The 14,819-nt window shown below is 32.1% G+C and carries 10 protein-coding genes; 6 read left to right on the forward strand and 4 right to left on the reverse strand.

Annotated elements, in window-relative coordinates:
* Both AC061C_RS13970 and AC061C_RS13975 read left to right on the forward strand, forming a co-directional pair.
* Positions 1-394, forward strand: a 394-nt coding sequence (locus AC061C_RS13970; RefSeq protein ID WP_478291675.1) for a phosphoenolpyruvate carboxykinase (ATP), incomplete at its 5' end; no start/stop codon positions are given.
* A gap of 151 nt (positions 395-545) precedes the next feature.
* Positions 546-1,646: a DUF4407 domain-containing protein gene (locus AC061C_RS13975; protein WP_478291676.1), complete on the forward strand. Its 1,101-nt coding sequence runs from the start codon at positions 546-548 to the stop codon at positions 1,644-1,646.
* A gap of 92 nt (positions 1,647-1,738) precedes the next feature.
* On the opposite strand, the gene AC061C_RS13980 is transcribed toward AC061C_RS13975, so the two are convergent.
* Entirely contained in the window at positions 1,739-2,452 is a 714-nt protein-coding gene (locus AC061C_RS13980) for a PH domain-containing protein (protein ID WP_478291677.1), read from the reverse strand.
* A gap of 193 nt (positions 2,453-2,645) precedes the next feature.
* Entirely contained in the window at positions 2,646-3,824 is a 1,179-nt protein-coding gene (locus AC061C_RS13985) for a glycosyltransferase (protein ID WP_478291678.1), read from the reverse strand.
* A gap of 180 nt (positions 3,825-4,004) precedes the next feature.
* Between AC061C_RS13985 and AC061C_RS13990 the strand changes: the two genes are divergently transcribed.
* The 3 genes from AC061C_RS13990 to AC061C_RS14000 are packed head-to-tail and all read left to right on the forward strand — an operon-like array spanning position 4,005 to position 9,866.
* Positions 4,005-7,094, forward strand: a complete 3,090-nt coding sequence (locus tag AC061C_RS13990; RefSeq protein WP_478291679.1) for a putative glycosyltransferase family protein — start codon at positions 4,005-4,007, stop codon at positions 7,092-7,094.
* Positions 7,094-8,326 carry a hypothetical protein gene (locus AC061C_RS13995; RefSeq protein ID WP_478291680.1) on the forward strand — a complete coding sequence of 411 codons (1,233 nt, stop codon included), beginning with the start codon at positions 7,094-7,096 and terminating at the stop codon, positions 8,324-8,326. The genes AC061C_RS13990 and AC061C_RS13995 overlap by 1 nt, the downstream gene beginning before the upstream one ends.
* A complete protein-coding gene (locus AC061C_RS14000) occupies positions 8,313-9,866 on the forward strand; it encodes a glycoside hydrolase family 2 TIM barrel-domain containing protein (RefSeq protein ID WP_478291681.1) in 1,554 nt (517 codons plus the stop codon). Before AC061C_RS13995 ends, AC061C_RS14000 begins: the two co-directional genes overlap by 14 nt.
* On the opposite strand, the gene AC061C_RS14005 is transcribed toward AC061C_RS14000, so the two are convergent.
* Entirely contained in the window at positions 9,856-11,052 is a 1,197-nt protein-coding gene (locus tag AC061C_RS14005; RefSeq protein WP_478291684.1) for a glycosyltransferase, read from the reverse strand. The two genes, AC061C_RS14000 and AC061C_RS14005, sit on opposite strands and share 11 nt — an antisense overlap.
* 74 nt (positions 11,053-11,126) lie before the next feature.
* Entirely contained in the window at positions 11,127-12,380 is a 1,254-nt protein-coding gene (locus AC061C_RS14010) for an oligosaccharide flippase family protein (RefSeq protein ID WP_478291682.1), read from the reverse strand.
* Positions 12,381-12,604: 224 nt separating this feature from the next.
* On the opposite strand from AC061C_RS14010, the gene AC061C_RS14015 reads away from it, so the two are divergent.
* The gene (locus AC061C_RS14015; RefSeq protein WP_478291683.1) at positions 12,605-14,665 is read left to right on the forward strand and encodes a tetratricopeptide repeat protein; all 2,061 of its coding nucleotides are present in this window, start codon (positions 12,605-12,607) and stop codon (positions 14,663-14,665) included.
* The last annotated feature ends 154 nt before the right edge of the window (positions 14,666-14,819 follow it).

A 14,819-nucleotide genomic window follows, 5' to 3' on the forward strand; every position in this document is an offset into this window, starting at 1 on the left:
TATGCCACTACACCCAACAAAATATGCTGAGATGTTGAGTAAAAAAATGAAAGATGCCAATGTAAAAGTATGGCTAATCAACACAGGTTGGACTGGCGGACCTTACGGAATAGGAAGCAGAATGAAGTTGAAATATACACGCGCCATGATTACCGCAGCATTAAACGGAGAATTAGACGACGTGGCTTATGAAAACCACAAAGTATTTGGAATTGCAAAACCACAAAGCTGTCCAAATGTACCAAGTGAAATATTGAATCCAAGAAACACCTGGGAAGACCCAGCATTATACGATATTAAAGCAGCAGAGTTAGCCGCAAAATTCAAAGCTAACTTCGCCAAATTTGAAGAATTTGCCAATGCCGAAATCATGGCAGGAGCACCAAACGCTTAAGTTACTATTAATTCAAATCCAGTAGAGCCGTTCGTAAAGAGCGGCTCTATTTTTTTATAAAACTATTGTAATCAAAAACAAATCAAGTATTTATACCATGATTCATTTTTTGGCGTTAAATTTGTACGCAATCATCAAAAAATAATCAATCATGTTTAAATCATTTTTCATCCTTTGCTCTGGCGCAGACAAAGATCTACTTGACGGCTGCTCAGAAGGCGAACAAACCAAATATGTAGGTATTGGTGCCACTGTTTTTTTTACTGCAGTAATGGCTTTTTTAGCTAGTGCATATGCCTTATTCACCGTATTTGACAGCATCTATCCCGCTATCGCGTTTGGTATCGTTTGGAGTCTGCTAATTTTTAACTTAGATCGTTTTATTGTTTCTACTATTCGAAAAAGAGACCAGTTTGGTGCTGAATTTTTACAAGCTACTCCCCGAATTATTTTGGCAGTAATCATAGCAATTGTTATTTCGAAACCATTAGAAATTAAAATTTTCGAAAAAGAAATCAATACCGTTTTGTTGAAAGAGAAAAATGCTATGGCTCTAAATAATAAAAAAGAAGTAGCGAATTATTTCAAATCGGATTTGGATAAAAATAAAACAGAGATCGATAAACTAAAATTAGAAATCACCAATAAGGAAAAAGAAGTCAATACGCTTTATGAAACATACATCACCGAAGCCGAAGGAACTGCAGGAACCAAAAAGCTAGGCAAAGGCCCCGTTTTTAAAGAAAAAATAGCCAAACATGATTTAGCAAAACAAGAACTAGACACCTTGCAGAAAACTAACTTGGCTAAAATTGCTGTTATGGAGAAAAACACTAAAACGCTGCAAACCGATTTAGATAAGAAAGTCACCGAAACGCAGCCTATTATTGATGGATTTGACGGTTTAATGGCACGAATCAATGCCTTGGATAAATTACCATGGCTGCCTTCGTTTTTTATCATGCTCTTGTTTTTAGCCATCGAAACGTCTCCAATTATTGCTAAACTTTTATCTCCAAAAGGGGAATACGATTATAAACTGGAAGATCTTGAAACCGCGTTGAAAGCAACTATTGAACAAGATAAATACCAACGTACTCTGCTTGTAAAAACTAGCGCCACAATGCACGACAAAGTCTACGGCGATATAGCTGACGATAAAAAACTGTATGATTTACAGCGAAAAAACGCCACTGATTTACTCGAATTACAATCTAATAATTTTGTAGAAAAGCAAAAAAGAACACTGTAGTCCTCAAGTTAAAAAGTCAAAAGTCTTAAAGTCAAGAATAACATTCTAACTTTAAGACTTTTGATTTTAAGACTTTCGACCTTTAAGAGAACTTACATAAAACTCAAAATCTCTTTTTTGAAAGCGTCGTATTCGCCTTGTAGAATCAATCCGTTGTCTAGTAATTTTTTATAATTCTGTAGTTTTTCAAACAGTTCGTCTTGTGATAAATCGCTTAGAGATTTGTCTTTTGGACTTATTGCAATCGATTCAAAATCGTGATTTTCAGCAGTGAAATGAGGCTGAGAAACAGGCATTATTTCAGCAAAACTAGTCACTTCTTCCGTGTCCATTTCTTCAATAACCTCCACTTCGTCTTCTATCGAAATTTCAGGAACTTCATTAATAACTGTCGCATGTAATGCCGATCCACTTTTCAAAACATCCAATTGTTCTTTTGCGTATGTAAAAATTTTACGCGCCTGAATTTTAGGAATATAATCGATAGAAACTTCCATGTTGGTTTTGGTTGTAAACGAAAATTCAGAACCCAAAATGTTTTCTTTTACAAAAGTACCTTCAATTTCATCCCAAGTATAATCAATAAAATTCATCGAAAGTCCTAGGTTTTTAGGCTGACAGATGATAATTCTTTTATTGGTCATCACAATACCATCCGGTAAAACGGTCAAAGCCGGTTTTTTTTGCACTGCGATATACCCTATCTCTTCATTTTTCATTAATAAATCACTCAATTTTGCAGCGATTTTTTCGATAGCCTTTGGATCTTGTTCCTCGTTTAAAAACTTCTTAAATTGTTCTTTCATATGATAAGCTGAATTAAATCAGTGTTTATAGTTTTATTCGAAATTTACTCGCAAAAGTAATGCCTAATTGTCTAATTCTTGGATTTCGTTTTGCATTTTTCTTTGTTAAACTTATGAAAACCAATTGAAATCTACAAAAAAAGAGACTATGCAAATTACATAATCTCTTTGGCACTTATTTTTTTAAGTACTTTTATTTATAATGAATCGCTATTTGACCAATTTGGAAAATAATTTTAAATGAATCTCTAAATGATAGTTTTGAACCATCCATGTGAACCCATCTATTCAATGGCTTTTCGCACACCATTTTTTTAGTTTCCTCGAGACCGTATATATTCCTCATTCTCATAAATATTTCAACATCGAACAACCATTTAGTCAGGAATTTTTTTTGAAATGTTTTTTCTATAACCTCTTTACTCATGATTTTAGCACCACACTGTGTGTCTTTAAAATCCATTCCTAAAGTTTTTCTAATAATTAGATTGATCGTCTTACTAATTATAGCTCTAGCTGATTCTTTAGCAATATCAGCTCCCATTCTATTGATACGAGATCCGCTTACAATTTTATAATTTGAATTGGATATCGTTTGTACAAGATCATCAAAATCTTCAAAATTAGTGGACAGATCTGCATCTAAGAAACCGATATAATCAAATTGCGTTTGCTTTGCTAAATGCAACATTCCTAGTCTTACCGCTTCGGCTTTTCCTCCGTTTTTTTCGCAGTCGTAGATACTGATATACTCTTCTTTTCCTTTACGCAATTCTTGCAAAACTTCAAGTGTCTTATCTTTACTGCCATCATTTACAAAACACAAATGATATCCTAAATTTTTATGCACAAATTTTTTAAATTCATCGCCTGACAAACGCGATTCTTCATTGTAACAAGGAATCACAACTCCAATGCAGTTATTTTGAATTAATCTATTATTATTGTCAATAGAACTTTCTTTATTTACACCTATAAGTCTTTTGACTCTTGCACCGATCTCATTGAGGCTTAAAGGTTTTTTCATGTAATCTGAAACCCCTAATTCAAACCCTTTTAAAATTACATCTTCATCATTATTACCAGACAAAATCATAACAGGTATATCATGCTTTTTAATCATTTTTATATGTTTGACAATCTCTAAGCCTCCTGTTTTAGCATTATTATCAATTATCTGACCAGTATCACTCATACTACTAAATACTGGCATATTAATATCCGCGATAACAAGACTTGGCAAAAATTCATCATATTTAGCAATAGCATCAAAAACATTATTAGAGCTTTTCACTTCATAACCCAAATCTGTTAAACATTTCTCTAAAGAAAGTAATACCAATTCCTGGTCATCTACAATAAGTATTTTCATTAGTCTGGGGTTTTATAATATTAGTAGTAAACAAAGTTATTTCAATAGTGAAAATTTTAGCAAGTTATTAGACGAATGCGCTAAAAGTATAGATGAATGGATTAAATCACTTACCTTTTAAAATTATACTAATATATTGTTAATTCCCTATATTTACATCATTGATAATAATAAATTTTAGTGAAAGAAAAATCTAATAAATATTTAATAACGGCTATTTTAATAGGACTTGTATTTCACTCTAGCGCAATCTTTTTTACTTTAGAGAATACCTATGATGCTTTAATTCATTTGTTTTTTGCTAATCATTATGCAAGTAGCTGGTTTGAACCTTGGAACTATAGCTGGTACACCGGCTTTACAGTAATGGGATATCCTCCATTAGTTCATCAGTCTATCGGTATTTTGTCATTAATTGGCGGACTAAAATTTGGATTGTTCTCAGTAGCCATAATTGGTATTTTACTATTTATTACAGGTGCCTATCGCTTTTCTTTACTAATAACAGGTAATAGAACTGTGGCTGGTTACACAGCACTTTTAGCTGTTTTTTCTTCTTCCTTTGTAGAAACGCTTCATATTTTTGGGCAGCTACCCAGTATTATCGGAATCTCTGTTTTGATGCATTCGATGCCCGAAATTTATCTTTGGATTAAAACCGGTAAATACAAATACTTTTTTTCTTCGATATCATTATTAGCAGTTACAGTTTGCTCCCATCATGTAACACCACTTTTCGGGATGATTTTTTTTATTTTTCCGCTCATTGGAATGGTAATTATGGATACTTCCAGAGAAAAAGTAACGAATTACAAAGAGGTCACTTTTAAAATTTTCTTTAAATCGTTCCTTTCATTATTCAAAAGGATTGTGCTATTTGGCGCCACTTCTGTATTTTTAATTGTTGTTTGTATTTTACCGTATTGGATAAACTCAAAGAAAAACCCTATAACACAAGTTCCTATTCCGCACGGAAGCCGAGATAATTTTATTGAAGTCACCTCATCTGGACTGATGTTTTTTTTGATTCCATGGGGAATTTTACTATTCTTTTTACCCTACATTTTATATCGATATTACAGCAAACGCTATTTGTTTTTTGGATTTTCTATAACTTTATTAATAATCTTAGGAACAGGAGGTACTACACCCATTCCCTTGATGGTTTTGGGGAAAAACGCTTTTAACATCCTTACTTTAGACCGTTTCACTTTATGGGCATCTATTATGAGTTTACCCATGTTTGGAGAGTTTGTTTATCGTTTTGTTGAAGGAGATTTAAAAGAAGCTGTACAAAATAAATTTGGATCCGTCTATTATAAAATCATAGGAGGATTAATGGCAGGAGCCTTTTTATTAATGGCGGTTTTCACCATTACAATGGGCTATTTCAGGCCGTTTCAACCACAAAAAATAAACACATTACCCATCATAAATTTCCTTAATCAGGATCAGCACGACCAATGGCGTTATTTACCGCTGGGTTTTGGAGATCAAATGGCTACTTTATCGTATCAAACTAAGGCACTCACAGTAGACGGCAATTACCATTCTGCCAGAAGACTTCCTGAATTGACTTCCAGAGCGGTAGAACGCTTGGAGAACTCAAAATTTAGAGGCTTGGAAGGAATTGGATCTTTGCAACAGTTTCTTACCGTTCCTGAAAAATACAACTTGAAATATGTTTTTTCGAATGATAAGTTTTATGATCCTATTTTATATTTCTGTGGTTGGCACCGATTAACGCTGCTTGAAAATGGAATCATGGTCTGGGAAAAGCTAAATATTCAACCATTGTCTAAAATCCTTCCCGTGGAGGATGTCCCTGTTTATCAAAAATTAATGTGGGGAATTATTCCTTTACTAACGGTCGTTATTGCATTTGTGCTAAACATTCAAATGATTCTATATCAAGCACTAAAATTAAAAACAATAGTTCCTCCAGTTTTTTTCAATTTTAATGTTTCGTACACTACCTTTTCAAGAAAACTAATCCTAATTTTACATATTTGGGCTGTCATTTTACTACTTATTATTACGAGTTTCGTTTATAAACTTTACCTCAACAATTCAACGCAAATCAGCCCAAAAAACGTTATCAAATCCTACTATGATGCCATAGATTTTAAAGAATTCGAAAAAGCATATTCGTTTATGAATCCGCAAAGCAAATTATCAATTTCTCAATTTATGCTAGAAACATCGGTGGCTGATGGGATATTAAATTCCTATGCTAAACTAGATGCCATTGATATTACTATTTTAGACCAAACGAAAGATAACGCCAAAATAGTAGCCAAAACAAAATGGGTCACCCCACTGGAAATAATAGCTAAGGAATACATTCACAACGTGACTAAAATAAATGGAAAGTGGTTTATTACACCCGTAAAACTTGATTTAGATATTCCTCCGGATCAGTTTATCTCTAATAATGGGACCGGGTTTTTCAAACATGGTCGAAGAGCAATTTCTACCCAACAGACCTATCATGATGATGTATTAAAACAACCTGTCCTTGAAATTCTTTCGGCACAACTAATCAAACTTAATAAAGAATACATTATTATTGGCGAATTACAGAACGTAGATAATGTTCCCGCAGATGTTACATTGAAAGCAACTTTATATGACAATAACAATAAAAAACTAGCTTCTCATAATGCTAAATATGTGATAAAACACAAATTAATGCCAAAAGAAATTACGAGTTTCAAAGTAAACTTTGAAGATATTGCTTGGTTAAAAAATACCGATACAAAACCAACTACGTTTAATCCAAATGAATTTACTCCATTAGATATCATTAAAATTCCTTCAACATTTGATATTCAATGCGCTGGAAACGTTGCTATAACCGATTTATATTATCAAGTTGCATTATCCGATTTAGAAATAAACAACAACCATTTAAGAGGAACCTTATTTAATTTTGGAATACAAGAAGTGACCATTCCAGAGTTATTAATTTCGTATTTTGACCGTGATAAAAATTTAATTTATGTGGATCATTTCTTTGTTCGAGCGGGAGTACGTGTACAACGCAAACAATATTTTGATTATTCATTACTGGATTTAAGCAAAATAAAACTTTTACAATCCTCCTTACAAAACTGCTTTGTAAACGGATTATCTAACGAATCAATTGCTAAAGATGTTGTCCCAAATAGAAATAATAACAGTGAAAAAGAACAACTACAAAAAGTAAAAGGTAAGGGTTATGATTTCATCAAAGTAGAAATTAACAATTATATTGGAAATCCAAGATAATGAGAAAAACAATTTACATCGGTTTTTTATTAACTGTCGTGCTTCTTTTGGCGTTTGGGACTTCATTGGAAAGAACTCAAAAGGAAATTTTGACTCTAAGTACAAAAACTAAATATTTTGTCGCAGGAAATGAGATAAAAATTCAATTTTCATCAGACTCTAAAACCACGAATCCCCAACTTTATATTATTCATTCCTATGGAAAAACGCTACTCAAAGGAACTTATAAATACGGAAAATTATCCTTTATACTTCCCGAAGTTTACTCTAGAAAAACAGGTACAGTATCTTGGTTTTTAATTGTTGACGAAGAAACGGTGGCACAAGGCATTTTTGAAATCATTCCCAATAAAAATACGCAAACTCAAATTGAAAATTATTTAGGACCTCCTAGCATATTGGCAGGAGGTAAAGAATTCACGATGATGGTTGCAGTTCCCACCGATGGATTTGACAATCCAGTAGTAAAAAACACCACGGTTTTAATAAAAAATCAATTTTTAAACAACATTACAATTGATACCAAAAAAACCAAAGATTTAATTGCTTGGAAAAACATATTTTCCAGTAGACCATCCGGTAAAATTTTAGTATCAACAGAATGTAAAAACATAGCCACAAAAGAAATAGAAGCTGAAGTCTACCCCAATATAGCAACTAATTTCAGTATCAATTACACTCGAAATCATGATTTTGCAGACGGCAATCAAATAACAACTTTATCAACCTCGATAATTAAAGATTATTTTGACAATGTCGTGAGTGATGGAACTTTGGTGTCTTTTATTATTAATACTCAAAACAATACAATATTGAAGACTTTTGGCACCACAATAAAAGGAATCGCTACAGGTCAATTATTGCATCCCGATCATCCCGATTTTTATACTGTAAAAGGATATATTACCGGAATTGCAGAGAGTAACTCTTTGAACATCGCATACAAACCTATCCTATCCACATTCAATTATACTTTTTATGATGGAAACAGAACACTGATTGTAGGTCCATTAAAAAGCTTTATGAACCAATTGGTTCCTAATGGAATAAAAGTTACTGTAAGAATCATGCATAAAAACAAAGTAGTAGCGACCTTACAAGAAGACACGTCAAATGGAATTGCAAAATTTCACATTCCTCTTGATTTTTATAAAGAAAAAAAGTATCAATTTGAAATCACTACTTTAGGCATTACACAAAAATCTGAAACAAAATACTATGACCCTCATTAACAATAGAAATATAATCCGAGCAGTTCTCATTTTATCCTTCATTCTTATAAATGTGTTGTTACTCTTGGGTATTAGTAAAGTACTTGATTTCTTAAATTCAGGTGCTGACAGAACTTCTATGCTACATTTAGAGAAAGAAACCATTAATACTTATTTACCAAAAGTTGTTTGGGAAGGTCTTGATAATCCTGGGAGAATTATGGAACCTAACACCATAAAAACAATCGAAAAAGATTATCTTTTTTCTTGGTACATCAAAAATAAATCGTTGCAAGACAATACAAAATCCGGCATTGAAGATTATTATACGCAAAACACCCGTCAAAATTTATACAATGCGATAAAACAAAATGCAAAACATGAAATCAACATTGAAAGCACAACCTTAAAACACAATCCAAAATTAGATTTTTACAGTGCCGATGGCCAATTAGTAGTTTTTACTGATCGAAATGTAATTGAATATCAAAAAATATATCAAAAGAAAAAACTCATTGCAGCAGTTCAAGACACCGCAACTTATAAAGTAATGATGTTGCTGGAAGATGGTTTTTGGCGGGTGCGCCATTTGCAAAAAATAGAAAAAACTACCTTTACTTTAGACAGTGTGAAATCAAACCCTATGTTTAAAATAAAAGGAGATAAAATCACAAAAAACAATATTGATTTCACTGTCAAAGGAATAAATTACTACCCTAAAAATTCAGCTTGGGACACCTTTGGAAATGCTTTTAACCTAAATACCATCGGTAAAGATTTTGATATTATAAAAAATGCAAAACTAAATACTATTCGAATTTTTATTCAATACGATGATTTTGGCAAAGCTGATGTCAAACAAGAAAAATTAGATAAACTCAAAAAAACATTAGACTTAGCCGCAACTAAAAACCTATTTGTCATCATTACCCTTTTTGATTTTTACAGCGATTATACGTTAGAAAACTGGACTTTAACGCACAGACACGCTGAAAAAATTGTTTCTACCTTTAAGGATCACAAAGCCATTTTAGCCTGGGATTTAAAGAACGAACCCAATTTAGATTTTGAAAACAGAGATAAAAGTAATGTCCTAAGTTGGCTGGAACACATGATTACTGTGGTCAAAGAAAATGCTCCAAATCATTTAGTGACTATCGGCTGGTCAAATTCTGCAGCAGCGATTCATTTAGCTAATAATGTTGACTTTGTTTCTTATCATTTTTACAATGCAATTGAAGATTTGGAAAAAGAAACTAAAAATCTGGGAGAAATCACAAAAAAACCTATTGTAATTCAAGAATTTGGAGTGCCATCGTACAAAGGGATATGGAATTTGAGAGGTTCGAATGAAGAAGATCAAGCACAATATCATAAAAAAATGCAAGCCGTATTCAAGAAAAATAATTTTGCCTTTATGTCGTGGACGCTCTATGATTTTCCTCATGTTCCAGATCAGGTTGCAGGTAAATGGCCTTGGCAAAAAAAGAGACAGAAACGCTTTGGATTTATTAATATTAATGGAAAACAGAAGCCCTCTTTTCTATTTATTAATCATTAACCCATCTTAATAATTTATTATAATTGACTTGTTTAAAATTGCCTATGTACATTTGTACTATTTTATCCATCGATAGTTCACAAGCTGCCTTGTAATTCGTCATCGCTAGTTCTCTGCGGTAATCGTCGTCATTTAAAATTGCTTTTATGGCTTTTGCCAGAGACTCTGTACTTTCAGGATTGAAAAATTCTCCTTTATACCCTTCTTCCTTAACTAAAATACTTAAATCCCCTAAATCTGGCATTACTACTGCTTTACCGTAACTTCCTGCCTGGTGCAAAACTCCAGAGCTTCCTGTAGTAGAAGTATATGGAAATACTACCATCGTACTTTCGTTAAAAATAGTTGCGACTTGATTTTCCTCAACGTAACCGGTGAATATAATTCCAGGAACATCAGCATATTTTTCTTTAACCTGTTGTAAATATCCAGGAGTATTAGGACTATCTGTTCCGGCAATTACGATTTCTATTGCTTCAGGAGTAGATTTTCTAATTAACTCAACTGCATCAATTAAAATTTCCACTTTTTTATACGTACCAAATTTACCAAATGCCATTACCTTCTTGGGACCTTGAGGTATATCAAAATTGGGGTTTTTTGGTAGCTCAAAGGTCCCATGAGGTATTAATATAACATTATCAGTTTTGTATTTTTCATTTAAAATAGCTACATATTTACTAATAGTTACAGCTACTTTGTCTGCCTTAAGTATACACTTAGTCAAACAAGTACCAATGAAATTATAAGTTCTTTGAGCTAGTTTGTTGCTTGTAAACCCTGCACTCTCGAGATCTACTTGTTCTAATATGTTGTGCAGTAAAACAATTGTATTAAAACCAAAAAGTTTTAAAATCATAGGGATTAGTAAGCCCAAGGCGGCAGGGACTTTTTTATCTCCAAATTTTACAAATTGCAAATTAAATAATACAGCATCTGGTTTTTCTTTTAAAATAGTTCTGCAAATGGTGAATAAATTAGCATAACTATTAAATTCCCAGCATTCCTTAACAGATACTTTATTACTATTCTTAAAATCCAGTTGTTTTAGTTCCTTTGTTTTATCTGTAATTAAAAGCAACTCTGAAACTTCTGTTCTTTGAACAAAATTTTTTACTAGGTGGTACCCATATTCATTTAAGGTTACTTTGCTGGGCGGGAACGATGTTACTACAGCTACTTTCATTGGTTCATCATTTTTAGTGCTGTAAATATCTTTATTCATCGCATTTTAATATATATTTTTCGATGAATGGTTTATTAGTTGAGACGAACACTATTTTTATTATGATAAAAGAAAAAGCACAACTGGAAAAACAGCAGTGCTAGCATTGCAATAATCTGCATTTCTACTACTTGCTCCAGCGAAGTATGAAACATAACAATTAATCCAATTTGGGCAAGTCCCAACACTGCAGAAATAACAACTGGGATGTATTTATTAATCGATAAAAAATAATACGCAAAGATGTTTGCAATAGCAAAAACCGACGTTGCCAATGCATATTTCCATAATAAAAAAGCAATAGAAATATACTTTGCTCCAAACATTACCTTCACGACAAACTCAGGGAACAAAAAAGTGAAAAGGATAATTCCAACTGACAGAACAGCAATGTAAACCACATATTTCAAAAGTATTGGTAAGGTGTCTTTCCCTTCTTTTTTCAACAATATAACCTTTGGCAAAAGCAACATAACAAACATCCACGCTACAAAATAAACCACTCTTCCTATTAAAGCTAAAGACGCATATAAGCCCGCTTCCTCATCACTAAAATAATGTTTAACCAAAATAATATCACTGTTATTTATAATGATTTGTGTGAATTCATAAAAAGCTGTTAATGCAAAAAAAGTAATTATACTCTTTGTATCTAAAACTTCACTCGTTAAAGAAATAGTTGTTTTGGCACTGATTTTTTTTTGAAATGGAAAAAGACCAAAAACAAGAGATATAGATATCCCTGCAGCTACAGCTACAGATGTTGGCAAAGTGGGAACTAGAAGAACAAGTGCCAAAGTCAGAAATAAACGACTTAGCATTTCTGTTATGTATGTAGCTGACATTTTATTCAAATCATTTTTGCCTTGATACAATCCTCTGTTTACACTCATCAAAAAATACAAAGGAATCCCAAAAGCAAAAACAACAAACATTGTTGATGTTTTCGTGTGAAAAAGCGCTTGCAGGTGATTGTTAAAAATCATTATGATTGCACCAAAAATAAAACCAACCCAAACAGCGAACTTAGTAACCGTAACAATAAACAGTTGTAATATTTTATTTTCAAACAAAACTGAATATTTTGCAGCAACAATTTGAAAAGTCATTCCAAGAAATGAAAGTATCAATAAAAAAGTGATTAAAATTGCAGCATCCGAAAACGCACTGGGACCCAAAATTCTACCCAGTAATAAATTATAAATATAATTTCCAGCATTAACAACTAGCATTGTTACCATAAAGATATGCTCTGAACTTAATTTTTTAGAAATTGAAGGTAAATTCAAAAGGGGCTACTTTTAAAATTAATAGTAACAATAATACAAAAAATAATCAAGTGAAATAAAAATTAACCGTAAAGTATATTTTATAAATCTACTCCCTTAAATTCGATTAAAAAAAGCAATCCTCTTTGAAACCCTATAATTGTTCGTTGAAAATCATTTTACTATAGTTCAAATATCATCCCTTTATCCTAACTTGCATTGAAATAACCAAAGTGTATTGTCGAATGAAATTATTAAAAAATTTAGTTTTCGTTGTTCTTATTTGTTACAGCTTTACCAGTAGAGCACAAGATATGAGTACCGGTTTTAGCCATCTTGAAAAAGGAGAATTTGACAAAGCAGAGGTGTTTTTTAAAACCATTTTAAAAGACTATCCTAAAAATAAAACGGCACGTTTGTGTTATGCTAGAGCTATCGGTCTTAATAAACAATCCGAAAAGGCATTGGATCTTTTTATAGATTTAAAAAAAGAATACCCAGGTGATTTAGAAATTGAATTGAATTATGCTGAAGCTTTACTTTGGAACAAAAAATTTGATGAAGCTAAAGTCTTTTACAGCGGACTTGTTGAGAGAAACCCTGATAATTTTGTTGGTCATCTTGGCTTTGCGAATACCTTATCTAATTTAAAAGAATTTAAAGAGGCGCTTTTTCAAGTCAATAAAGCGTTAGAAATATCTCCAGGTAATCCAGGACCGTTGATTTCCAGAAAATATATAAAATTAGGATATGCCAATCAAAAGGTAAATGAAAAAAGCTATACCCAAGCAGAGTCTTTTTATAATGAAATACTAATTGATTTTCCTAATGACAAGGAAACGCTATTAAACAAAGCCAATCTATATTTAATAACTAAAAACATAACCAAAGGCAAAGAAACCTATTCCGTTATTGCAAAAAATGATCCAATAATTGCCTTAAACGGACTGTCATTAATTGAGCATATTAACGGAAAAGACAAAAAAGCTTTGACTTTAGCTGAAGAAGCCATCCAAAAAATAAAAGATAACAATGATGTAAACATCAATAAACAAACTCAGGAACGTTATGTACAAGCGTTGATTTGGAATAAAAAATACAAACTGGCAGAACTTAAAATATCCGAGTTAAATACCAAATATGCTAATGAAAATTGGCTGTTGGCTCTTTCAGCAACTTTAGCCATTTATCGCAGTGATTTTAAAGAAAGTATCCAATACTATTCGGCTATTTTAAGAAACGATGTAAAATCATTTGATGGAAACCTTGGAATTGCAAATGCCTACTATGCCTCAGGCGAAGTAACTAACTCATTGAGTGCCGTTGCAAAAACTTTAGAAATTTTCAAAAATCAAAATGATGCCGAAAATTTCTTGAAAAAAATAAAAGGGGAATTCACTCCGTATCTAGAAGAAAAATTAAGCTATTCTTTTGACAATGGTAACAATACGGCGATGTCTACGCGCTCCCTTATTTCGATACCATTATCAACAAAATGGACCGTAAACACAACCTATCAATATCGAAAAACTGAAAACAACGTTACAAACGTAAGTGCAAAAACCAATGATTTTTTATTAGGAATTGATTATAAGTTTCATCCTAAAATAAGTTACACCCTAGATGCGGGAGTTACTTCAGCAATTTCCAACACAGTACAATACAATCAATTATTGATTAATACCTATTTTAAAGCAAAACCATTTAAATTGCAGGATTTAGAAATTGGATATAAAAGGGAAGTACAAAATTTCAACTCGGATTTAATTGACAAACAAATTGCAACCAATAATTATTATTTAAATTACAATATGGGTACCAATTTTAATTTTGGATGGTTTACACAATACTTTTACACGGCTCAAACCGACAACAATTCTCGAAACCTGTTATTTACCTCTTTTTATTATAACTTCATGTCGAATCCTGTTTTAAAAGGCGGGCTTAACTATCAATACATTGCTTTTAAAAATCAAGTACCAATTGACTATTTTAGTCCAAAGAGATTTAATGCTGTCGAATTATTTTTAGAAATACTAAAAGATGAGAAAATTGTGGAAGCTAAATCTTGGTTTTACAATGCTAATGTGGCAACTGGTTTTCAATTTATAGAAGATAATTCTAAACAATGGACCTACAGAGTGCAGGCAAAATTTGGTTATAAATTCTCTGATCGTTTCTTAGTTAATGTTTATGGTACTCGAAGTAATATTGCATCAACCACAGCTGCTGGATTTACTTTTAATGAAGTTGGATTACGATTAAAATGGAATTTATTTGACAAACCAATTTTCGATTTAAAATAAACACATTGCCAAACCGATGTAAACTAAAAAGAGACTGTCTAAATAACAGCCTCTTTTTTTTTTAAATACATGTCCCGTCCTGAAATAGCGATACACAAAAAGTATCCTAATGGAAAAACATGAAGAAACACACTATGTGAAGCGGACTCAAAAA

Source organism: Flavobacterium sp. GNP010 (genome assembly GCF_056428945.1).

What these genes read in the sequence shown, in the direction of transcription:
- AC061C_RS13975 (WP_478291676.1), top strand. Translation starts at nt 546, where the DNA reads ATGTTTAAATCATTTTTCATCCTTTGCTCTGGCGCAGACAAAGATCTA.
- AC061C_RS13980 (WP_478291677.1), bottom strand. Translation starts at nt 2,452, where the DNA reads ATGAAAGAACAATTTAAGAAGTTTTTAAACGAGGAACAAGATCCAAAG.
- AC061C_RS13985 (WP_478291678.1), bottom strand. Translation starts at nt 3,824, where the DNA reads ATGAAAATACTTATTGTAGATGACCAGGAATTGGTATTACTTTCTTTA.
- AC061C_RS13995 (WP_478291680.1), top strand. Translation starts at nt 7,094, where the DNA reads ATGAGAAAAACAATTTACATCGGTTTTTTATTAACTGTCGTGCTTCTT.
- AC061C_RS14000 (WP_478291681.1), top strand. Translation starts at nt 8,313, where the DNA reads ATGACCCTCATTAACAATAGAAATATAATCCGAGCAGTTCTCATTTTA.
- AC061C_RS14005 (WP_478291684.1), bottom strand. Translation starts at nt 11,052, where the DNA reads ATGAAAGTAGCTGTAGTAACATCGTTCCCGCCCAGCAAAGTAACCTTA.
- AC061C_RS14015 (WP_478291683.1), top strand. Translation starts at nt 12,605, where the DNA reads ATGAAATTATTAAAAAATTTAGTTTTCGTTGTTCTTATTTGTTACAGC.